The following is a 21,053-nucleotide window of genomic DNA, read 5'->3' on the forward strand; positions in this document are numbered from 1 at the left end:
GCTTCCAGAGCCTGCGGCCAGAATGGCGGCAGACCGAACCGGCGCAGGGCGCCGCAGGAGCTCGCCGATGCGATTGCTGCACACCATGCTCCGGGTCGGAGATCTGGAACGCTCACTCACCTTTTATACGGAGGTGCTGGGGATGCGGCTGCTGCGCCGCAAGGACTACCCCTCCGGTCGCTTCACCCTGGCCTTCGTGGGCTATGGCGAGGAACGCGACACCACGGTGCTCGAACTCACCCACAACTGGGACACCGACGCCTACACGGTGGGCAGCGGCTACGGCCACATCGCCATCGGCGTGGACGACATCCAGGCCACCTGTGCCGCCATCGGTGCCCAAGGGGGCCGGGTGGTGCGGGAGCCGGGGCCGATGAAGCACGGCAGCACCGTGATCGCTTTCCTGGAGGATCCCGATGGCTACAAGGTGGAGCTGATCCAGCGCTCCGCCCCGGCGGCGGCGTCCGCCTGATTGCCCGCCGCCCTGCCTCCTGCGTCATGGTCTCCTCCGTCTCCACCTCGCCGGCTCCGCGGAGCCTCACCAGCGATCCCGATCGCTTCAGCGAGGAGGCCTGGGAGCTGTTGCTTGCCTCCCAGGACACGGCCCGCCGTTGGCGCCACGGCGCCATGGATGTGGAGCACCTGCTGCAGGCGCTGCTGCAGGATCCCCGCTGGGCCCGGTTCGTGGACCCTCTGCCGCTGGATCTGGATCTGGCCCTCGATCGGATCGAGGCCTTCTGCGCCGAGCAGCCCCCTTCCCGCGACGGCGAGCTCTACATCGGCGACGCGCTCGAGGATCTGCTCGAGGCGGCTGATCGTTGTCGGGCGGTCTGGGGGTCGCAGTTGCTGGACGTGCCCCATCTGCTCCTGGCCCTGCTGGAGGAGCCCCGCCTCGGCGCTGAGCTGCTGGCGGAGCAGGGCCTCAGCGAAGACCTGCTGCGCCGCCAGCTGCGGCCCGGTGCCCCGCCGGTGGAGCGCAACGTGGCCGAGGATCCCTGGCAGGTCGAGGTAGGCCGCGCCCCGGCAGTGCCCCAGGCTGTGGCTCCTGCCGCGCCGAGCACCGGCGCTGGCAGCTGGGTGGACGCGGAGGCCCCCAGCCGGCCGCTCCCCGGCGCCCGGCGTTCTCCCTCCCGCAGCTCTACGTCCAGCCTCTCGTCCTCCAGCCCGGAGCCCAGTCGGCAGCGGCGACCTGCGCCTGGGTCAGGCACTGGCGCCGCCGTTGGATCGGCGGGCCTGTCCACGGGGGCGGCAACGGTGGCAGCCGCCGCCGGCGAGCCGGCCACGGACGATGACGGCCTGAGGCTGGAGCTGGAACCCCCTGCCCTGGAGCGCTATGGCCGCGACCTCACCGCCGCCGCCCGCAGCGGCGAACTTGATCCGGTGATTGGCCGCGATCTGGAGATCCGTCGCCTCATCCAGGTGCTGTCGCGCCGCAGCAAGAACAATCCCGTGCTGATCGGTGAACCCGGCGTCGGCAAGACGGCGGTAGCCGAACTGCTGGCCCAGCGGATCGAGGCCGGTGAGGTGCCTGAGGAGCTGCGCGGTCTGCGGCTGGTGGCCCTGGATCTCGGTGCCCTGATCGCCGGGGCCAAGTACCGCGGCCAGTTCGAGGAACGGCTGCGCAGCGTGCTCGAGGAGGTGCGCGAGGCCGATGCCGCGGCGGAGAGCGGGGGTGGGGCCGGCGTGGTGCTGTTCATCGATGAGCTCCACACCGTGGTGAGCAGCGACCGCTCCAGCGCCGATGCCGGCAGCATCCTCAAGCCGGCCCTGGCCCGTGGTGATCTGCGCTGCATCGGCGCCACCACCCCCGAGGACTACCGCCGCACGATCGAGAAGGACCCGGCCCTGGATCGGCGCTTCCAGCAGGTGGTGATCAAGGAGCCCGACTCCGAAACCTGCGTGGAGATCCTGCGGGGGCTGAAGGAGCGCTATGAGCTGCACCACGGCGTAGCGATCACCGACCCGGCCCTGGTGGCGGCGGCGCGGCTGGCGGATCGCTACATCGCCGATCGCTGCCTGCCCGATTCGGCCATCGACCTGATCGACGAGGCCTCCGCCCAGCTGAAGATGGAGGTGACCTCCAAGCCCGAGCCGGTGGAGCAGGCCGAGGCCGAGCTCCGGCGGGTCGAGCTGGCGCTGCTGTCGGCCGAGACCGCGCCCCTGCCGGAGCGGGTGCAGTTGCAGGAGCAGCGCCGCCAGGCCGCCGAACGGCTGCAGGGCCTGCAGCAGCGCTGGAGCCAGGAGCGGGAGCGGCTGGCGGAGCTGCGGGCCCTGCTGCAGGACGACGAAGACCTGCGCCATGCCATCGGCGAAGCCGAGCGCGACGGCGACTACGAGGAGGCAGCTCGCCTGCAGGTGGATCAGCTGCAGGGCGTGCAGCAGCGCCGTCTGGAGCTGGAGGAGGAACTGCAGCGGGAGCTGCTCGACAATCCGCCGTTGCTGCGGGAACAGGTGGAGGCCGACGACATCGCCGATGTGGTGGCCCGCTGGACCGGCATCCCCGTGCAGCGGCTGCTGGCGGGTGAACGCCAGAAGCTGCTGGAGCTCGAGCAGCGACTGGGGGAGCGGGTGATCGGCCAGCCCGAGGCGGTGGCGGCGGTGGCGGCGGCGATCCGCCGGGCCCGGGCCGGCATGCAGTCGGCGCGGCGGCCGGTGGGCTCGTTCCTGTTCCTCGGGCCCACCGGCGTGGGCAAGACGGAACTGGCCAAGGCCCTGGCGGCGGCCCTGTTCGACGAGGAGGAGGCGCTGGTGCGGCTCGACATGAGCGAATACATGGAGCGCAACGCCGTGGCCCGGCTGGTGGGAGCTCCGCCCGGCTACGTGGGCTACGAGGAGGGTGGTCAGCTCACCGAGGCCGTGCGGCGGCGCCCCTATGCGGTGCTGCTGCTCGATGAGGTGGAGAAGGCCCACCCGGAGGTGTTCAACCTGCTGCTGCAGGTGCTCGACGACGGCCGTCTCACCGACTCCCAGGGCCGCACGGTGGACTTCCGCCACACCGTGGTGATCATGACCAGCAACCTGGCCAGCCGGGCGATCCTCGAGCACGCCCGGGCCCGGCGGGCTGCCATGGCCAGTCCTGCCATGGCCAGGCCCTCTGGCGCGGCGCCTGATATCGGTCCGTCCGATCAGGACCGTGCTGCACAAGGGCCTGCAACCGCTGGCCCCGAAACCGTTGCGGCCGAAACAGTTGCCGCCGAAGCAGCTCTGGAGCGAGCTGTGGATCAGGCACTGGCCAGCCACTTCCGGCCGGAGTTCCTCAACCGCATCGATGAGGTGATCCGCTTCCGTCCGCTGGAGCCGGCCGATCTGCAGCGGATCGTGCGGCTGCAACTGGCGGAGCTGGCCGGTCTGCTGCGTGAACAGCAGCTGGAGCTTCAGGTGGACGAGCCTGCGATCGAAGCCCTCGCCATCCAGGGCTACGAACCGGAATACGGCGCCCGGCCGATGCGGCGTCTGCTGCGGCGCCGCATCGAGAACCCGCTGGCCACCGAACTGCTGGAAGACCGCTTCCAGGGGGCCAGCGGCGTGCGGGTCAGCCTGGCCGACGACCCCGGCGCACCGCTGCGCTTCCTGCGCCTGGTGGAGGGTGGGGAGGGCTGAGGATCGCAGGCTGCAGGCCCAGGCCTGAAACCCCTGTTGGAACCCGTCCGGTAGGGTGTTCGTTTGCCGGTACGCGCGGACGCACCGGTGCGCGAGCGCCAGTGGACCCCAACTCCGATCCCACCCTTCCCCAGACCCGGCCCACGACCGAAGGCGGCAGTGCCAATGGGGCTGTGGTCGAGGCCTCCCCTGCCGCCAGCGAGGTGGCCGAGGCTGAAGGCAACGTCCTTGCTGCCACCATGGCCGAACTGCGCAAGGTGGTCTGGCCGAGCCGCCAGCAGCTGTTCAGCGAGGCGGTGGCGGTGATCCTGATGGTGAGCCTCTCGGCCGCCGCCATCGCCGCCATCGATCGCCTCTATGGCTGGGCCGCCACCCAGGTGTTCCGCTGAGTTTCCGTCCCCCCGAGAGCCCCGTGTCCGAGATCGATCTGGAAGTGCCCGAACCCGTCACCCTCGCGCCCGATGCAGAGGCTGTTCTCGATGCCGAGGCTGTTTTCGATGCCGAGGCTGTGCTTGATGCCGAGGCTGTGCTTGATGCTGAAGCTGCGCTTGAACCCGAGGCTGAGCTTGAGCCTGAGGTAGATCCCGTGGCTCTTGTCGCGGCCGATGACCAGGCCTCCTCTGACGCTGCGACAGCCCCTGAGCCCCAGCTCGACGCCGACGACGTTTCAGGGCTCGTGGTCACCACGTCTGACGGCCTGGAGCTTGATCCTGCGGCCCAGGCTGCGCTGGGAGTCATGGGGCCCGACGGGGTGCTCGATCTGTCCGGTGCCGAGACCGTCAAGGCGCCGGTGGCCCGCTGGTTTGCGGTGCAGGTGGCCTCGAGCTGCGAGAAGAAGGTGAAGGCCACCCTTGAGCAGCGGGCCGTCACCCTCGGGGTCGACAACCGCATCCTCGAGATCGAGATCCCCCAGACCCCCGGGGTGAAGATCAAGAAGGACGGCTCCCGCCAGTCGATCGAGGAAAAGGTGTTCCCCGGCTATGTGCTGGTGCGGATGGTGCTCGACGAGGACACGATGATGGCGGTGCGCAGCACCCCCAACGTGATCAATTTCGTGGGGCAGGAAGAGCGTCGCGCCACCGGCAAGGCCCGCGGCCACATCAGGCCCCGGCCCCTCAGCCGCACCGAGGTGGATCGGATCTTCAAGCGTGCCGCCGAGAAGAAACCTGTGCTGAAGGTGGATCTGGCCGAGGGCGATCAGATCCTGGTCACCGCCGGTCCGTTCAAGGATTTCCAGGGCGAGGTCATCGAGGTCTCGGGCGAGCGCAGCAAGCTCAAGGCCCTGCTCTCGATCTTCGGCCGGGAAACACCGGTGGAACTCGAGTTCTCCCAGATCAGCAAGCAGAGCTAGCCGATCTCTTTGTTGCGGCCGTCTCCCTGCGGAGGGCGGCCCTTGGATGGCCATCGCTTCAGGCGATGCCCATCCGCCAGCCGCTCCCTGGAGCGGCCATCCGCACAGCCGCTCCCTCTGGGAGTCCCGTCCACTCTCCCGTTAGGGAGTCAGATCCCTAGCCCCGCCGATGGCCAAAAAAGTTGTAGCCGTGATCAAGCTGGCCCTCCAGGCCGGCAAAGCCAACCCCGCACCGCCGGTGGGCCCCGCCCTCGGCCAGCACGGGGTCAACATCATGGCGTTCTGCAAGGAGTACAACGCCCGCACCCAGGAAAAAGCCGGGTACGTGATCCCGGTGGAGATCTCGGTCTTTGAAGACCGCAGCTTCACCTTCATCACCAAGACCCCGCCCGCCTCGGTGCTGATCTCGAAGGCGGCCGGCATCGACAAAGGTGCCGCCACCTCCGCCAAGGGATCCGTGGGTGCAATCTCCAGAGCTCAGCTCGAAGAGATCGCCAAGACCAAGCTGCCCGACCTCAACTGCACCAGCGTTGAGTCGGCCATGCGCATCATCGAAGGCACCGCCCGCAACATGGGCGTCGCCGTCAACGACTGATTTTTCGTTCCTGTTCCCTGATTCGGGGGAGACCCACCCATCCGTCCGGCGCCCTGTTGCGTCCGGGCCCTGGCGGTCGCCCGTACCCCAACCCCAGCCATGCCCAAAGTTTCCAAGCGTTTTTCCGCTCTGGCCGCCACGGTCGAAGAGCGCGCCTATGCCCCTCTCGAGGCGATCGATCTGGTGAAGGCCAACGCCAACGCCAAGTTCGACGAGACGATCGAAGCCCACGTGCGCCTCGGCATCGATCCCAAGTACACCGACCAGCAGCTGCGCACCACCGTGGCCCTGCCCCACGGCACCGGCCAGAGCATCCGCATCGCCGTGATCGCCCGCGGTGAGGCCGTGGCCGCCGCCAAGGCCGCCGGTGCCGATCTGGCCGGCGATGAGGAGCTGGTGGATGTGATCGCCGGTGGGGCGATGGATTTCGACCTGCTGATCGCCACCCCGGACATGATGCCAAAGGTGGCCAAGCTGGGCCGTGTGCTTGGCCCCCGCGGCCTGATGCCGAACCCCAAGGCCGGCACCGTGACCACCGACCTGGCCGGCGCGATCAGCGAGTTCAAGGCCGGCAAACTTGAGTTCCGTGCCGACCGCACCGGCATCGTGCACGTGCGCTTCGGCAAGGCCAGCTTCGATGCCGACAAGCTGCTCGACAACCTCAAGGCCCTGCAGGAAACCATCGACCGTCAGAAGCCCAGCGGAGCCAAGGGCCGCTACTGGCGCTCCCTGTTCGTGACCTCCACGATGGGTCCCTCGGTCGAAGTCGACTTCAGCGCCCTGCAGGACATCAAGAAGGAGGCCTGATCAGACAAACGGATGCCATGGCCCTCAGGTGGCCATGGCATGGCGCTGGGGATTGAGGCGGTGCTCCAGCCGCTTGAACAGCCAGGAGGTCACCGAGGTCATCACCAGGTACACCAAGGCCACCGCCAGATAGACCTCAAACGCCCGGTAGGTGGTGGCCACCACCAGCTGCCCCTCGCGGAACAGTTCGTCGAAGCCGATCACCGCCGCCAGGCTGGTGTCCTTGATCAGGGTGATGAACTCATTGGCCAGGGGCGGCAGCACCCGCCGCAGGGCCTGGGGGAGCACCACGAAGCGCATCCGTGCGATCGGGTTCATCGCCAGGGCATCAGCCGCTTCCCACTGGCCGCGATCGATTGATTCGATGCCGGCGCGCAGGGTTTCCGACAGATAGGCGGCCACGTTGAGGCTGAGGGCGATCACCGCGGCCACGAAGCGATCCAGGTTGAAGGGCAGCCCCAGCCCGTTCAGCAGGGCCGGCAGCCCGAAATAGATCATGAACAGCTGCACCAGCATCGGGGTGCCGCGGAAGAGGTCGACGTAGACGCGGCACAGACCGCGCAGCACCGGTCCCCCGCCCATCAGTCCATAGGCCACCAGGCCCGCACCGATCAACCCGAAGCTGAACGACACCAGGGTGAGCGACAGGGTGACGCCGGCGCCGCGCATCAGGTTGCGGAACAGCTGGGCCGGATTGAGGGCCGCCTCCTGGTGGGCCTCTGCCAGGGCCGGCGCCTGCTCCGGCAGCTCGGGTGGGCTCTTGCCAAACCAGCGCTGGTAGAGGCGGGCGTAGCTGCCGTCGGCCAGCATCCGCGCGATGCCCTGATTTACCGTCTCGCGCAGGGGGGAATTGCGGGGGAAGGCAATCCCGTAGACCTCGTTGGTGAGGGGCGTGCCGGCGATGCGCAGGCCGCGCAGGCCGGCCGACTGGATGGCATACAGGCTGGCCGGCAGGTCGTTGACGTAGGCCTCGACGTTGCCGTTGATCAGTTCCTGCAGCGCCAGGGGTGCGGCGTCGAAGTTGGTGATGCGGGCACCGGGGACCTCGGCCATGGCCTTGGCGCCGGTGGTGCCGATCTGCACCGCGATCGTGCGGCCCTCGAGATCCTTGAGGGTATTGATGCTGGTGTTGCCCTCGCGTACCAGGATGCCCAGCCCGGCGACGAAGTAGGGACGCGAGAAATCCACCGCCTGGGCCCGTTCGGCCGTGATCGTCATGGCGCTGATCACCATGTCGACGCTGCCGGCCTGGAGCGCCGGGATCAGGCCGTCGAACGGCAGGGAGACGAAGCGGACCGGGTGGCCGCTGTTCGCCCCGATCGCCTTGATCAGATCAATGTCGAAGCCCTGCAGCTCATCGCGGGCCCCGGCCTTCATCTGGAACGGGGCGTAGGTGGGGTCGGTGCCCACGGTCCAGGCTGGTTTGGCGGTCGCCGCCCCCGTTTCCTCCCCAGGGCCTGCGGCTGCGGGGTGGAGCCCGACAACGCCCAGCGCCAGGACCAGGCTGATCGCCGCCAGGGCCAGCAGCCGACACCACAACCGGCGCCACTGTCCGCGCATCAGATCGATACTGGTCACGGCCCTGTCCGCGCGCTGGAGTGCTCTCCATGATCGCCAGCTCCGCAGCCCCGCCTCTGCTGGCCTGTCACCAGCTGCACAAGAGTTACGGCACCCGAACGGTGCTGCGGGGGGTGAGCGCCACGTTCGAGGCGGGCGATGTGGTGTCGGTGATCGGGCCTTCGGGTTGCGGCAAGAGCACTTTTCTGCGCTGCCTCAACCGGCTCGAGAGTTTTCAGGCGGGCAGGTTGGAGCTGATGGGTCACGACCTCTCGGCGCCGCGGCTGAGCTGGGCTGCGCAGGCCCGCCTGCGCAGCCGGGTTGGCATGGTGTTCCAGCAGTTCAACCTGTTTCCGCACCTGAGCGTGCTGGACAACCTGATGCTGGCGCCCCGGCGCATCCTGGGGGTGCCGCTGGCCGAGTGCCGCGATCGGGCCCTGCATCACCTCACCACCGTGGGGCTGGCGGAACGGGCCCAGGCCTGGCCTGACCAGCTCTCCGGTGGCCAGAAGCAGCGGGTGGCGATTGCCCGGGCCCTGTGCATGAATCCGGCCCTGATGCTGTTCGACGAGCCCACCAGCGCCCTCGATCCTGAACTGGTGGGCGAGGTGCTGGCCGTGATGCAGCAGCTCGCCGCCGACGGCATGACGATGGTGGTGGTGACCCACGAGATGCGCTTCGCCCGGGAGGTGTCGGATCGGGTGCTGTTCTTCAACGATGGGCTGATCGAGGAGCAGGGGAGCCCTGATCAGCTGTTCACCCAGCCCCGCAGCGACCGGCTGCAGACGTTTCTGCGTCGTCAGTAGGTCTCTGGCGTCAGCAGGACAGCGGCATCTGCGGGACAGCGGCGCCAGCAGAGCGATTTCTGTGGTACTGGTGCGGATCCCTGTCCTGTAGGGTTGAGAGCTGGCTTCGGCCAGAAGGGCACGCGCCCTACCCAAGACAGCAGGTCGATTCAGGTGCCCGGTTCGCCGGTGATCCTGATCCGTAAATCCTGCCGAGGTGCACGCGACTGGTTTCTGCGCGTCCGGATTCTTCCGGATCGTCTGAACAGGCCGCAGCCCTCGAGGTGCCTTTTGTGAGGTCCCTGGGGCTGCGTACCCGGCTTGTTCCCCCGATCCGATCCTTTCCTATGGGCCGCACGCTGGAGAACAAGCAACAGATCGTCGAAGAGCTCAAGGGGCTCCTCGGTGAAGCCGAAATGGCGCTGGTCCTGGATTACCAGGGTCTGTCCATCAAGGAGATGACTGATCTGCGGACCCGTCTGCAGGCCAGCAACGGCGTGTGCAAGGTGACCAAAAACACCTTGATGCGCCGTGCCATTGATGGCAACAGCGCCTGGTCGGAACTCGATTCCCTGCTCACCGGCACCAACGCCTTCGTCCTGGTCAAGGGCGATGTGGGTGGTGCGGTGAAGGCCGTGCAGTCCTTCCAGAAGGACACGAAGAAGTCGGAGGTGAAGGGCGGCCTGTTCGAAGGCCAGCTCCTCTCCCAGAACGACATCAAGGCCATCGGGGATCTGCCCTCCAAAGAGGTGCTCATGGCCCAGATCGCCGGTGCGATCAATGCCGTGGCCACCCAGGTTGCGGTGGGCATCAACGAAGTTCCCTCCGGTCTCGCCCGGGCGCTCCAGCAGCACGCCGATGGCGAGGGCAGCGCCGCCTGAGGCGTTGTTCCGCTGCGGAGCTCACCCGATCCGACTGTCTCCCACAGATCTGTTGCTGATTCCCAACCATGTCTACTGCTACCGACCAGATTCTCGAACAGCTGAAGACCCTCTCCCTGCTGGAAGCCTCTGAGCTTGTCAAGCAGATCGAAGAGGCCTTCGGTGTGTCCGCCGCCGCTTCCGCCGGCGTCATGATGGCTGCGGCTCCCGCCGCCGCCGCTGAGCCCGTTGAAGAACAGACCGAGTTCGACGTCGTGCTCGAGAGCTTCGACGCCGCTTCCAAGATCAAGGTGCTCAAGGCCGTCCGCGAGGCCACCGGCCTCGGCCTCGGCGAAGCCAAAGCCCTTGTGGAAGCTGCCCCCAAGGCCGTCAAGGAAGGCATTTCCAAAGACGAAGCCGAGGCTCTCAAGAAGTCGATCGAAGAAGTTGGCGGCAAGGTCACCGTCAAGTGATCTCCCTGGGGTGGGCTTCGGCTCATCCCACATCACCTCTACAGCCGGCTTCCTTCGGGAAGCCGGTTTTTTATGGAGGCCTGCCCGGAAGCAAGCCAAAAAAAAGCCCCGCCAAAGGCAGGGCTAAGAGGTGGAACGTTTCCGGGAGTCTGTCCTCGTTTCGACCCTGGAAGTGGGTTCCGCACCCCTCACACGCCGTCACCATAACGACTCTGTTCAGGGGTGGCGAGGGGGCGAGGGGCGGTGCGGCAACTGTCCTGACCTCACTCCCTGGGCTCACTCCTGGAAGGGGATCACCGGCAGGCTCACGGTCTGGCCGGGCTGGGAGGAGGACAGGGCAGAGGCCTGCAGGGTGTCGTCTGAGGAGGTTCCCGAGGAGGCGGTGGGATCGCTCAGCTGGGCCGGGCGCACGCTGCCGGTGGCCAGGGCCAGGGCATTGCCATCGGGTTGGGTCTTGCTGCCACCGGAGGCTTTGGCGATCAGCTCGGCCAGGGGGGTGCCGTTGGCGAAATAGATGTGGCTGAGCGTCTGCTCGTTGAAGGTGCGGCGCTGCAGCTGCCAGCCCGGATCCAGCTCAATAGCCACAAAGCCGTTCCGGTCGCGTCGCGGCACGGCGCCCCGGCCGACCACCAGCACGGTGGGATCGTCACCCGACATGGCCTGCAGTTGCAGCTCGCTGCCCTCCTGCTGAAGCCGCAGCCGGTAGCGGCTCACCAGGTCCTGGTCGCCGACGCGCAGGGAATAACCGTTGCTGTCGAGGTAGCGGCTGCAGATGCCGGTGAAGTCGAAACGGTTCAGGGCGGGATCGACCAGTCCGTCGCTCTGCTTCTCCCAGCAGAGGGGCTGGGCTTTGATCTGCTCCAGCACCAGCAGGTTCCAGCCGTTGCTGCCGACAGGCCGGCCCAGCACGGCGAAACGGGAGGCTTCGAGGGGTTGGCTGCTGAACAGGCCCGCAGCTCGGGCCAGCGGGGGGGCCACCGCCGGTAGGACCGAGCCCGCCACCGCCAGGCCCGCCAGGGCCAGGTAGGTTCGCTTCATGGTGCAAACTCCGCTGCCCTGGCATGACGCCAGGCTTGAACGTGCGTTTTACCGGACAATCGCCTGCGTGAACAGTGGCGGCTGAGACGGTGCGTGTGGTGGCTGCTGCCTGTGATGGGGCCTGCAGCGGCAATCCGGGTCCCGGCGGCTGGGGTGCCCTGCTGCGTTTTTCGGATGGGTCGGTGCGGGAACTGGGTGGAGCCGACCGCGCCACCACCAACAACCGCATGGAACTCACGGCGGCCCTGGCCCTGCTCGAGGCCCTGGCGGAGCTGCCCCATCAGGAGGGCATGGCGATCCGCACCGACAGCCGCTATCTGATCGACGGTCTCGATAAGTGGATGGCTGGCTGGAAGCGCAAGGGCTGGCGCACCGCCTCCGGCAATCCCGTGCTCAACCGTGATCTCTGGGAAGCGCTGGATCGGGCCCGGCTGCCGGGGGTGCGGCTGGCCCATGTGCGCGGCCACAGCGGCGATCCCGACAACGAGCGCTGCGATGCCATCGCCGTGGCTTTTTCCAAGGGCCGAACGCCGCCGCCGCTCAAGGGCGAGCAGGTGCAGGAGCTCATGATGAGCGCCACGGTTCCTGCGGGGAGCGCACCGGTGCCTGCGGGGCGCGCAGCAGTGCCTGTGGTCAAAGGCAAGACGCCAACCGGGGCCAAGGAGTCCTCGGTGGTATCGGATCCTCTGGCGTCTGCGGATCCTGGCCTTCTGGATGATCCCGCCCCGCCGGCCCTGCAACAGCTGCTGGGCCGACTGGAGCTGGCTGATCGGCTGGCGGCAGGGGGCTATGGCCTCAGCCTGGTGGAGCTGGCCCAGCTGGTGGAGATGCCGCTGTCGACGCTGCAACGGCGGCAGCAGGCCTGGCAATGGCGCGACTGGCAGGTGCTGCCCCTGGCGGATGGGCGCTGGCGGCTGGAGCGTGGCGCGGCAGGATCGCCCCAGCGGGACGCGACGGCGGTGGAGAGCTGATGGCGGAAACCAATGGGGGCACCGGCAGCGGTCCAGCAACGGGTGCTCTGTACCAACGCTTCGTGGGACCCCTGCTGCAGAGCGATGTGGGCGCAGATGCGGAACAGCTCAGCCGCCTCACCCTGCTGGCTCTGGGCCAGGCCGCTCTGCGGCGCCGCTGGCCGCTGGTGAGCGGCAGCCTGGCCGGGCTGGCCGGTGAGTTGCAGCATCGCGATGCGCGGCTCGAGCAGACCCTGTTCGGCTGCCGCTTCGCCAATCCGGTCGGACTGGCGGCCGGTTTCGACAAGAACGGCGTGGCCGCCGCGATCTGGGATTGCTTCGGCTTCGGCTTCGCCGAGCTGGGCACCGTGACCTGGCATGGCCAGCCCGGCAATCCGCGGCCGCGTCTGTTCCGGCTGGCGGCGGAGCGGGCGGCCCTGAATCGCATGGGCTTCAACAACGATGGCGCCCAGGCCCTGCGCCGCACCCTGGAGCGCCAGCAGCTGCAGCCTCCCGGTCAGCGACCGGCCGTGCTGGGCATCAATCTCGGCAAATCGAAGATCACCCCCCTGGAGCTGGCGCCAGACGACTACGCCTCCTCCCTGGAGCTGCTGGCCCCCCTGGCCGATTACGCCGTGATCAATGTGAGTTCTCCCAACACCCCCGGGTTGCGGGAACTCCAGGACGAGGTTCTGTTGCGTCGCCTGGTGGAGCGTCTGCGGCGCCTGCCCGCCTGCCCGCCGCTGCTGGTGAAGATCGCCCCAGACCTGGAGGACGACGCCATTGATGCGATCGCTCGCCTCGCCTACGAGGAGGGCCTGGCCGGGGTGATCGCGGTGAACACCAGCATCGATCGGCTCGGCCTGGTCGGCCGGATCCTGCCCCAGACCGGCCAGACCCTGGCGCAGGAGATGGGGGGGCTCAGCGGGCGGCCGCTGCGGCGGCGAGCCCTGGAGGTGGTGCGGCGGTTGCGGGCCGCCGCCGGCCCGGCCCTGCCGCTGGTGGGCGTGGGTGGCATCGATTCTCCTGAGGCCGCCTGGGAGCGGATCAGTGCCGGAGCGTCGCTGGTGCAGCTCTATACCGGCTGGATCTACGAAGGGCCCCAACTGGTGCCGGCGATCCTTGAGGGCCTGCTGCAGCAGCTCGACCGCCACGGACTGAGGACTATCGGAGAAGCGGTGGGCTCGGGGCTGCCCTGGCGCTGAAGATTCGGTACCGTTTCGCCATCCACGGCGGCTCGACCTTTGGTACTGGCGGGACTTCAGGAGCGCTGGCGCCCGTATCAGGCACGCCTGTTTCCCCAGCAGGTGCTGCTGGAGATCACTGACGCCATAATCCTGGGCCAGGGCCTCAAGGGTGGCCGGCCCCTGCCACTGTCGATCGAGGCACCGATCCCGGCGGCCACCTGCCGCAAGGGCCGGCCTCTGCAGGTGCCGGCCCTGGGAGATTTCATCGGCGATCTGCTGCTCGAGAATGGCTGGATCGATGCGCATGTGCTGGCGGTGTTGCCCCGCATCGCCTCCACCTGGCGGGTGCTGGAGTGGCCCGGTGGCGTCTGGCCGGAGGATCCGGTGACCAGCCTGCGCCAGCTGAATCCTGACCTGGGTGTGCGGCTACTTCTCGACGACTCCTACCTCGATCTGCAGCCGCTGCCGGGCCGGCCGGAGCTTGCCCTGCTGGTGGCGGCCCCCAAGGCGGTGGTGGATGGTTGGGTGGAGGTGTTTTCAATCGCCGGAGTGGCGCTGGACCGGCTCGAACCCCAGCAGGCCTGTGTGTTGTCGGCCCTTGCTCCCCAGCTGCGCGAGGCCGAGAGCGATGAGCTGATCGTGTTGCTGCAGCCCGAGCCTCACCTCTGCTCCCTGCTGCTGCTGCGCAACGGCGAACCGGTGTATGAACGGGAGTTGGATCCGCGCCTGCCAGGCTTGCTGAACCCCCTGCAGAGAAGCCTGGCCTATTACCGCTACCGGGATCCTGCAGCCCGCTCCCTGCGGCTGCTGCTCACGGGCGATCTGCCCGGGTTGGAGCAACTGGAGCAGGCCCTGGGGGTGCCGGCGGAGCGGCTGGATGGCGGTGAGTTCGGTTCCCTGGCCCTGAGCGGTCTGCTGGCTGCGGGGGTGCGGCCATGACGGTGCAGACCAGCCGGCCGCCCGATCTGCTGCGGGAACGCCGGCAGGAGCTCGGCATCCCCGAGCTGCCGGAGCGGATCATCGCCACTGAGCAGCTGCTGTTCCGCGGTGCCCTGATCGGCGGTGGCCTGTTGTTGCTGGTGGTGGCGGTGGCGGGCTTTCTGTTTGTGCGCCAGCAGATGGTGCGCTCCGAACTCGATCGCCTCACGGCGATTCAGGCTGAGGTGCAGGTGCTGGAAGGGCAGGTCAAGGCCAGGACAGGGGAGGTGGACAAGGTGACGGAGCTGAACCGTGAACTGGCCAAGGGGCTGGTGGGAGTGCGCTCGGGTTCCACCGTGTTGCGCGACCTGCAACTGCGTACACCCGAGGGCGTGCAGATCAGCCAGATCCAGGTGGAGGGCGACACCCTCAAGCTCAAAGGCCAGGCGCGCGATCCCCAGGCGTTTGCCCGCATCAATGTGCTGCAGCTGGAGCTGAAGCGCTCCCCGATGTTCCAGCCTGCGGGGGTGGTGCTGAGCCGCGCCTTCCGGGAAGAGAAGCATGCCAAGTCATCCCTGCCCTCGGTGGTGAGTTTCGAGATGAGTGCCCCCTTTGTGGAGCTGCCGCCTGCCCGCGAGATGGCGCTGTTGAAGCAGCTCGGGGCTGAGGGCATGGCTCGCCGTTTTCAACTGCTGCAGAAGGAGGGCCTGCTGCCATGACCAATCTTCAGGAGGGTTCCCAGCCGTTTTCGCCGCAACTGCGCGAGCGCCTGTTGATGGGCCTGCCGATCGCGGCGGGCGGGTTGGTGGCGCTGCTGCTGTTTCTGGCCCTGGTGCTGCCGCAGTGGTTGCGGCTGCGCAGCGATGAGGATCGGGTGGCGGCCCTGGCGGGGCTGCAGCAGCGCATCCCCCTGCTGCAAGGGCAGTTGCGCCAGCTTGACGACAACGACACCAAGGCCCAGCGGCAGCAGCGCCAGGTGCTGAGCCTGATTGCCGGCAGCGGCGAGATCAACACCTTCATGGCCCAGGTGGATCTGGAGGCGGCGCGCCACCGGGTGCAGCTCGATGTGCTGGAGCCCGTGTCGGCCACCCCGGAGGTGAAGAAAACCACGGGTGGCCTGGCCGAAACCAAGGACGGCAAGGAGGCACCGCCGCCGCCGCCGCCGGCGCTGGAAGCCTCCGGCCTGCAGGCCAACCGGCTGCTGCTCACCGCCAGGGGCCGTTACCCCGATCTGCTGGCCTTCCTGCGCAGCCTCGAGGCCCTCAGCCTGCTGGTGGTGCAGAGCGATCTCAACCTGGCGCCGGGAACGGAGACCAAGCCCAGCGGCAACACGCCGGCCGAGCTGCTGCTGGCGGCTCTTCAGACACCCCCCACGGTGATGAAGCTGGCCGTCACCCTCTACAGCGGTGGCGCCGGCGATCAGGGTAAGAAGCCTGAAGCGGTGGCGAAGCCGGCAGAGGCTGCCAAGCCCGGAGCGGCGGCAAAACCCGCCACCCCTTGACCGCAAATCCTCAGCCAAGATCCGAACAGGCCCTCAACGCTGGTCGCCACCGTTGGTCGCCGATACCATCGGCGCCAGTTTCGGTCAGTCACTTGTCGTTGCGGCGCCTGGGAACGGTGGGTGGGGCCTGGATGCTCGCCGTGTCCCTTGGGGTGGGTCCCCTCCTGGAGACGCGACCGGTGCTGGCCCAGGCACCGATCACCGCCGATGGGCTGCAGCTCAAGGTGCGGCGGCTGCCCGATTCGATCGAGCTGGTGGTGCAGGGTGCCGGCCCCGGCACGGCGATGGATCAGCGCCTGGATGGGGCGGTGTGGAGTGGGTCGCTGCGCACGGATCGCAACCGCGGCCTCAAGGCCGGCCCGCAGACCCTGGCGATGCCGGATGCCGGCATGGAGCGGATCAGCTTCGATGGCACCGGCCGCGAGTTCAACCTGCGGGTCACGCCGCTGCCGGGCCAGAGCCTCTCGCCACCGATCATCAGCAGTGATGGCAGCGACATGATCGTGCGCTTCCCGGCCCCGCAGCTGCCGGTGAGCCAGACCGTGAGCCCGAACCTGAGCCGCCCGACCCCGATTCCCACGCCGGCCTACGTGCCGCCGTTGCGGGCGAGGGCCGTGGCGCCGCCGCTGGGGGACATGGCGGTGGGCACGATGACGATCCGCAACCGGGGTTACGTGAACCTCAGCGGGCCGCCGGTGACCCTCACCACCCGCGGGGCCAATGCCCGCGATGTGCTGATGGTGCTCTCCCAGATCGGCGGCTATGGCTTCGCCTACGCGGATGTGGATCCCACCCAGGCCACCGGCGGCAATGCACCGCCGCCGGTGAATCCGGTCACGGTGGCGTTCCGCAATGAGCCGTTCGAGCGTGCCTTCAACTTCGTGCTGCTCAGCAGTGGCCTGCAGGCCCGACGCGAGGGCAACACGGTGATCGCCGGCCCCTCGGTGCTCAGCAAGACGATCGGCCCCCAATTGTCGAAGGTGTATCGCCTCAATCAGGTGTCCGCCAACTCAGCCGCCGACTACCTGGCCAACCTCGGCGCCCAGGTCACCAAGGTGACGTCGATCACCACAGCCGTATCCCAGGGCCTGAATCAGAACACCCAGGTGGCCGGGGCCAATGCCACGAATCAAACCACCACTTCCACCCAGCAGCAGGTGGAAGCGTTCGGGGCGACCACCGGTCCGCTGGTGGGTCTGCAGGCCACCACCGACCCACGCCTGAGCACGATCACGCTGGTGGGTGAATCCGCCCTGGTGGCCGTGGCGGAGCAGTATCTCAAGCAGCTGGATCTGCGGCAGCGGCAGGTGGCGCTTTCGGTGAAGATCCTGGATGTGACTCTGAACAACGATACGGAAATCGATAACAGCTTTGCTTTTCGCTTCGGCAACAATTTCATCGTGAATGATGGTGGTCAGCTGCTGGCTGCTTTTGGGCGCAATCTGCCGGCCAGCAGTGGTGGGGCAAGCCCGACAGATAATCGAGATGGCGATTTTGGGCCGGGCAACACCCGGGTTGGGATCAATAAGTCAAGTGGTTCGTCCTCGGACTCGAACAGTGGCTCCAATTCCCAGAACAGCAGCAATTCAAGCAATTCAAATGTTACGAACTTTACGTTTGACTCGAGTGACAACCTTAGCTCGAGCGATGTTCGTCAATTGGTCAATGAGATTGAATCAGTTGGCAGCCAAGTTGTTTCGCTTGAGCAGCAAACAACGCAGAATGGGCAAACCTTTACGATCGGAGTGCGACGAAATGTAGATGACCTAGGCTTGGGTAGTCCCGGTGATCAAACAAGAGGCAGGAATGCCTCTACTCTTGATAATTCCATCACCCGCAATATCTCCAATCTGATCTCACGTGTCACTGGTAGCAATGTCACTGCCTCCAGCTCCTCCTCTGACTTCAGTGATTCCAACAGTTCCTCTAGCAGCAGCCGTGACAGAGGCTTTTCGACTGGCCGCGACAGAAATCCTGGCCTGAATTATCCCGATCAGCAATTCTTTGATTTCCTGCGTGCTCAGGTGGTGTCGAATAACACCAAGGTGCTGGCAGCCCCCACGCTGATCCTGAGCGAAAATCCTGAGGCGATTGTCGGGGGCTTGGATGCCACGTCTGGGGGCTCCACGTCGAGTGATACGGGTGGCTTTAATTTGCTGGGCCAGCAGACAATCGGCCGCTCGCGATCCAACGAGTCTTTCGTGACCGTGGGTACTCAGGTTCCAGCTTCGGTCAATGTGACCCAGGTTGAAGGTTCCAGCAACGTGACATGCGAACTGGAGTTCGCAACTGCAGGTCTCACCTTTGGGGCCAGGATCTCAAAAATTGATGATAATGGTTTTGTAACGTTTGCGCTTTCGCCCACGATCTCCGCTGTTGTGGACGAAATTCCTGGCCCATCGTCCTGTTCTTCAGACCTGGCGATTCTGTCCCTACGTCGGCTGGATACCGGCAGCCTGCGGGTGCGGGATGGGCAGACTCTGATCCTCACGGGTGTGATCTCGGACGAGGATCGTCAGATTGTGTCCAAATGGCCAATCCTGGGTGATCTGCCGATTGTGGGTCAGTTCTTCCGCAGCACTTCCGGCTCGAAGCGCCGCAATGAGCTGGTGATTCTGGTCACCCCCCGCATCATCGATGATGAACAGGGCGGCACCTACGGCTATGGCTATACCCCCTCTACCCAGGATGCTCGGCGGCTGCTCTACGGGGCTGGTGGGGGTTGAATCAGGCCAGCTGATCAGAAAGCCAGCTGATCAGAAGGCCATCGGTGCCAGATACTTCACCGCTAAGGGAGCGAGCTGCTGGAAAATGCCGATAGCCCCCTGTAGCACGCCCGACCCGAAGCCGTTGCCGTTCTGTTTGCTGGGATCCTTGGCCACCTGCTCGGCGCCTTTGCGCAGTTTTTCGGCAGTTTCGGGCTGACCCTGCTGCTCGTAGAGGGTTGCCGCGTAGTTGAAGTCCATGGCGGCCAGGTCGCGCTTGGCCTGTTCGGCGCGGGTGATGCCGCGGGCCAGCCAGGTGATCGGCGCATCAGGCTGCTTGAGCAGGGCCTTGTTGAAATACTCCTCCGCTTCTGGGAACCGCCCCTGCAGTGCGGCCTCCACACCGGCGTTGTGCATCGAGGCATAGCTGCTGGCTTCAGCCGTGACGCCGGTAGCCCCCTTCCAGTGGCTGAGGGCGAGGCCATTGGCGTCGAACTGGGCACCGCTGAGATCAGCCTGGCGCAGGTCGGTGCCCTCCAGCTGGGCGCCGCGCAGATCGGCCCCGCGCAGCGAGGCCCCCTGCAGGGAGGCGAAGTTGAGGTTGGCGCCGCGCAGATCGGCACCATCGAGCTGGGCGCGGCTGAGGTTGGCCCGCTGCAGCTGGGCCTTCTGCAGCGCCGCGTCGCGCAGATCGGCATGCACCAGATCGGCATCCTGCAGCTTGCAGGAGGGGCAGGCGCGGCTGTCCATCAGCCGCATCACATCCTCCATGGAGCCAGCCCGGGCAGGCAGCAGCGCCGCAGCCTGCACGCTGAGGCCGAGAAGACCCCCCAGCCAGAGAAGCCGCTGACCAGCCATGCCATGCCCCACTGTTTGCCTGAAGTGTGGAAGCTTTCTCCACCGAGTGGGCCCAACCGGGGTCAGAACGTCAAGCGTCAGATCCGTCTGTGGCAGTAGAGGAAACCTACTGGTCGCCCTGAACTGCCGGATTAGAATGCCTCAACACAGGGGTTGGTCCATCGGCTCAACGAGTCTTTCGAGGCTGGTGGGGATTCCGCTCCGATTTTGTTCCGTTTTTATTTAGATATGGCCATCACCCTTCTTGGTCCTGCGTCGGTTGTTGCAGGATCGATCACAAGCCCTTATCAGGTGGCCCTTGACTCTGTAACCACTCTGGCGGTGGGTAGCAGTGTCACGTTTGTTCTGGATTCGGTCTCTGATGCGGCCACGGAGGGTGTTGACTTCGCAGCGCTACTGATAGGAAATCTATCGGCTGCTACAGATATCACACTTGGCGGGTTTTTCGTTGACCCCCTCACTGGGGCAATCACGGTAACGGCTACAAATAGTGGAGCTGTTGATTTCGTTGCGGGATCTTCCCTGGTTTCTTTTCAAATCCAGTCTACGGCTGGCGCTATAGCCAGCTCTAGCGAGTCTTTTTTTGTGCAGTTGACCTCGGCGGCGGGCGTTGTTAACGGGCAGATAACGACATCGATTCTCAATCTGATCACGTCTGACAGGACTTCTGCCCAATGGGCGGCGATCAGTGGTGATTCCACTACCTTCGCGGGCATTGCGGGAACAGAGGTTAGTCGCATTCAGGTCGATACTGGCGACGGCGTGAATAACGTCAGCTTGAGTGATGCCATCGCCTTTGCCACGCTGAATACAGAGGGTGGCAGTGACAACGTCACGATCCTTGTTGAGCCAGCAAGGGACTTCCCTTTTGTTCAATTTGGCCATGGCGCCTACTTTGCTTCTATCCTCACAGGCGACGGAGACGATATTGTCAATGTGCAGTCGTCGGCTAATATTGCTTTTGTCAGGAGTAGTCCGCTTGCTATCCCAAGCTACGATACGCCCGATTACTATCAATCGCTAGTCGATGCTGGCGCCGGCAACGATTATGTCTACGCTTTTCTGCCTTTTCAGAGTGAGTTCCGTGGCGGCTCTGACGTAGATACCATCTTCTTCTACGGAACTTTTGCGGATTGGTCTTTTGAGCTGGTTGATGCCGATGGCGGTGGGCTGGATATCACTATTTCCGATGATGCCGTTGATTATTCGCTCTGGACGGTAGGCGAGAATATCAGCAGCACGGCCCGGCAGAATGTTGTCAGGGGCTTTGAATTTATCCAGTTCAACGACATCCTCCTGGATGTGCGGGAGGCGCTCACTCTCAGCGGGCCAGCCTCGGGCGCTGTGGCGGAAGGATCGGTGGCGCCCTATACCATCGCTCTCGGTGGTAATGGCCTTGTGGCAGGGCAGAGCGTTGCTTTCAAGCTCCAGCTCTCTTCCGGCACGGCACTGCAGAGTTCTGATTTTGCCACCTTGGCTGCTTCATCCCTCGTAGCCGGCAGTGGCGTCACTGTTCAGGTTCTGAGTGTAGATGCTGCCAGTGGATTAATTTCTGCTGTGGCAACCGCTAATGGCACGGTTTCCACTGGTCAGACGATTGCAACCCTTTCGGTGTCGGCATTGCAGGATACCTTGGTCGAAGGTGATGAGACCTTCTCGGTCACCCTGGAAGGATTTGCTGATCCGCAAACGATTAGCACCACGATCAATGACGACGACGCGCGTGTGGTGCGCCTGAGTGGTCCGGCCACGGTGAGTGAGGGAGATAGCGGTGCTTACACGGTGTCGCTGGGCAGTGGCGTGGGGCTGGGAGCGGGCCAGAGCGTGACGTTCACGCTGGAGTCTGCGGGGGGAACGGCAACGGAGAG

19 protein-coding genes are annotated in these 21,053 nt (G+C 66.0%); 16 read left to right on the forward strand and 3 right to left on the reverse strand.

Annotated features, from left to right (window positions below):
• Positions 1-67 precede the first annotated feature (67 nt).
• The 6 genes from gloA (at position 68) to rplA (ending at position 6,353) form a co-directional block, all read left to right on the forward strand.
• The gene (gene gloA, locus KQ310_RS00740; protein WP_259719885.1) at positions 68-472 is read left to right on the forward strand and encodes a lactoylglutathione lyase; all 405 of its coding nucleotides are present in this window, start codon (positions 68-70) and stop codon (positions 470-472) included.
• Between the two features lie 26 nt (positions 473-498).
• Complete coding sequence (locus KQ310_RS00745) at positions 499-3,600, forward strand: ATP-dependent Clp protease ATP-binding subunit (RefSeq protein WP_259719886.1); 3,102 nt, start codon at positions 499-501, stop codon at positions 3,598-3,600.
• A gap of 173 nt (positions 3,601-3,773) precedes the next feature.
• Positions 3,774-3,989 carry a preprotein translocase subunit SecE gene (secE, locus tag KQ310_RS00750; RefSeq protein WP_259719904.1) on the forward strand — a complete coding sequence of 72 codons (216 nt, stop codon included), beginning with the start codon at positions 3,774-3,776 and terminating at the stop codon, positions 3,987-3,989.
• A gap of 347 nt (positions 3,990-4,336) precedes the next feature.
• Positions 4,337-4,951 carry a transcription termination/antitermination protein NusG gene (nusG, locus tag KQ310_RS00755; RefSeq protein ID WP_259719905.1) on the forward strand — a complete coding sequence of 205 codons (615 nt, stop codon included), beginning with the start codon at positions 4,337-4,339 and terminating at the stop codon, positions 4,949-4,951.
• A gap of 169 nt (positions 4,952-5,120) precedes the next feature.
• Positions 5,121-5,546, forward strand: a complete 426-nt coding sequence (gene rplK / locus KQ310_RS00760) for a 50S ribosomal protein L11 (protein WP_259719887.1) — start codon at positions 5,121-5,123, stop codon at positions 5,544-5,546.
• A 99-nt stretch (positions 5,547-5,645) separates the two neighbouring features.
• Positions 5,646-6,353, forward strand: a complete 708-nt coding sequence (rplA, locus tag KQ310_RS00765) for a 50S ribosomal protein L1 (protein ID WP_259719888.1) — start codon at positions 5,646-5,648, stop codon at positions 6,351-6,353.
• Positions 6,354-6,377: 24 nt separating this feature from the next.
• On the opposite strand, the gene KQ310_RS00770 is transcribed toward rplA, so the two are convergent.
• On the reverse strand, positions 6,378-7,931 hold the full coding sequence (locus KQ310_RS00770) for an ABC transporter permease subunit (protein ID WP_259719889.1): 1,554 nt from the start codon (positions 7,929-7,931) through the stop codon (positions 6,378-6,380).
• A gap of 29 nt (positions 7,932-7,960) precedes the next feature.
• Here KQ310_RS00770 and KQ310_RS00775 point away from each other — a divergent pair, with 29 nt between their 5' ends.
• The 3 genes from KQ310_RS00775 (at position 7,961) to rplL (ending at position 10,028) form a co-directional block, all read left to right on the forward strand.
• A complete protein-coding gene (locus KQ310_RS00775) occupies positions 7,961-8,716 on the forward strand; it encodes an amino acid ABC transporter ATP-binding protein (RefSeq protein ID WP_259719890.1) in 756 nt (251 codons plus the stop codon).
• A 326-nt stretch (positions 8,717-9,042) separates the two neighbouring features.
• Positions 9,043-9,576 carry a 50S ribosomal protein L10 gene (gene rplJ / locus KQ310_RS00780; RefSeq protein ID WP_259719891.1) on the forward strand — a complete coding sequence of 178 codons (534 nt, stop codon included), beginning with the start codon at positions 9,043-9,045 and terminating at the stop codon, positions 9,574-9,576.
• Positions 9,577-9,644: 68 nt separating this feature from the next.
• Positions 9,645-10,028: a 50S ribosomal protein L7/L12 gene (gene rplL / locus KQ310_RS00785; protein WP_259719892.1), complete on the forward strand. Its 384-nt coding sequence runs from the start codon at positions 9,645-9,647 to the stop codon at positions 10,026-10,028.
• A gap of 276 nt (positions 10,029-10,304) precedes the next feature.
• Here the strand turns inward: rplL and KQ310_RS00790 are convergent, their stop codons facing one another.
• Entirely contained in the window at positions 10,305-11,066 is a 762-nt protein-coding gene (locus tag KQ310_RS00790) for a DUF3747 domain-containing protein (RefSeq protein ID WP_259719893.1), read from the reverse strand.
• Positions 11,067-11,140: 74 nt separating this feature from the next.
• Here KQ310_RS00790 and KQ310_RS00795 point away from each other — a divergent pair, with 74 nt between their 5' ends.
• The 6 genes from KQ310_RS00795 (at position 11,141) to KQ310_RS00820 (ending at position 18,348) form a co-directional block, all read left to right on the forward strand.
• Complete coding sequence (locus KQ310_RS00795; protein WP_259719894.1) at positions 11,141-12,037, forward strand: ribonuclease H; 897 nt, start codon at positions 11,141-11,143, stop codon at positions 12,035-12,037.
• On the forward strand, positions 12,037-13,221 hold the full coding sequence (locus KQ310_RS00800; protein ID WP_259719895.1) for a quinone-dependent dihydroorotate dehydrogenase: 1,185 nt from the start codon (positions 12,037-12,039) through the stop codon (positions 13,219-13,221). Before KQ310_RS00795 ends, KQ310_RS00800 begins: the two co-directional genes overlap by 1 nt.
• A 39-nt stretch (positions 13,222-13,260) precedes the next feature.
• Positions 13,261-14,142, forward strand: coding sequence for a hypothetical protein (locus tag KQ310_RS00805; RefSeq protein WP_259719896.1), 882 nt, complete (start codon positions 13,261-13,263; stop codon positions 14,140-14,142).
• Positions 14,139-14,840 carry a PilN domain-containing protein gene (locus tag KQ310_RS00810; protein ID WP_259719897.1) on the forward strand — a complete coding sequence of 234 codons (702 nt, stop codon included), beginning with the start codon at positions 14,139-14,141 and terminating at the stop codon, positions 14,838-14,840. Before KQ310_RS00805 ends, KQ310_RS00810 begins: the two co-directional genes overlap by 4 nt.
• Entirely contained in the window at positions 14,837-15,622 is a 786-nt protein-coding gene (locus KQ310_RS00815) for a hypothetical protein (RefSeq protein WP_259719898.1), read from the forward strand. The genes KQ310_RS00810 and KQ310_RS00815 overlap by 4 nt, the downstream gene beginning before the upstream one ends.
• A gap of 92 nt (positions 15,623-15,714) precedes the next feature.
• Positions 15,715-18,348, forward strand: coding sequence for a type II secretion system protein GspD (locus KQ310_RS00820; protein ID WP_259719899.1), 2,634 nt, complete (start codon positions 15,715-15,717; stop codon positions 18,346-18,348).
• Between the two features lie 30 nt (positions 18,349-18,378).
• Here KQ310_RS00820 and KQ310_RS00825 read toward each other — a convergent pair whose 3' ends face one another.
• The gene (locus KQ310_RS00825) at positions 18,379-19,185 is read right to left on the reverse strand and encodes a pentapeptide repeat-containing protein (RefSeq protein ID WP_311134677.1); all 807 of its coding nucleotides are present in this window, start codon (positions 19,183-19,185) and stop codon (positions 18,379-18,381) included.
• 153 nt (positions 19,186-19,338) lie between these two features.
• Here KQ310_RS00825 and KQ310_RS00830 point away from each other — a divergent pair.
• Positions 19,339-21,053, forward strand: a 1,715-nt coding sequence (locus tag KQ310_RS00830) for a Calx-beta domain-containing protein (protein ID WP_259719900.1), incomplete at its 3' end; no start/stop codon positions are given.

It is taken from the genome of Synechococcus sp. CS-1328 (assembly GCF_025128095.1).
Lineage (GTDB): Bacteria > Cyanobacteriota > Cyanobacteriia > PCC-6307 > Cyanobiaceae > CBW1002.

Bases quoted from the DNA above. Each gene is read 5' to 3' on its own strand.
- gloA (WP_259719885.1), top strand. From the start codon at position 68: ATGCGATTGCTGCACACCATGCTCCGGGTCGGAGATCTGGAACGCTCA.
- KQ310_RS00745 (WP_259719886.1), top strand. From the start codon at position 499: ATGGTCTCCTCCGTCTCCACCTCGCCGGCTCCGCGGAGCCTCACCAGC.
- nusG (WP_259719905.1), top strand. From the start codon at position 4,337: ATGGGGCCCGACGGGGTGCTCGATCTGTCCGGTGCCGAGACCGTCAAG.
- rplK (WP_259719887.1), top strand. From the start codon at position 5,121: ATGGCCAAAAAAGTTGTAGCCGTGATCAAGCTGGCCCTCCAGGCCGGC.
- rplA (WP_259719888.1), top strand. From the start codon at position 5,646: ATGCCCAAAGTTTCCAAGCGTTTTTCCGCTCTGGCCGCCACGGTCGAA.
- KQ310_RS00775 (WP_259719890.1), top strand. From the start codon at position 7,961: ATGATCGCCAGCTCCGCAGCCCCGCCTCTGCTGGCCTGTCACCAGCTG.
- rplJ (WP_259719891.1), top strand. From the start codon at position 9,043: ATGGGCCGCACGCTGGAGAACAAGCAACAGATCGTCGAAGAGCTCAAG.
- rplL (WP_259719892.1), top strand. From the start codon at position 9,645: ATGTCTACTGCTACCGACCAGATTCTCGAACAGCTGAAGACCCTCTCC.
- KQ310_RS00790 (WP_259719893.1), bottom strand. From the start codon at position 11,066: ATGAAGCGAACCTACCTGGCCCTGGCGGGCCTGGCGGTGGCGGGCTCG.
- KQ310_RS00800 (WP_259719895.1), top strand. From the start codon at position 12,037: ATGGCGGAAACCAATGGGGGCACCGGCAGCGGTCCAGCAACGGGTGCT.
- KQ310_RS00810 (WP_259719897.1), top strand. From the start codon at position 14,139: ATGACGGTGCAGACCAGCCGGCCGCCCGATCTGCTGCGGGAACGCCGG.
- KQ310_RS00815 (WP_259719898.1), top strand. From the start codon at position 14,837: ATGACCAATCTTCAGGAGGGTTCCCAGCCGTTTTCGCCGCAACTGCGC.
- KQ310_RS00825 (WP_311134677.1), bottom strand. From the start codon at position 19,185: ATGGCTGGTCAGCGGCTTCTCTGGCTGGGGGGTCTTCTCGGCCTCAGC.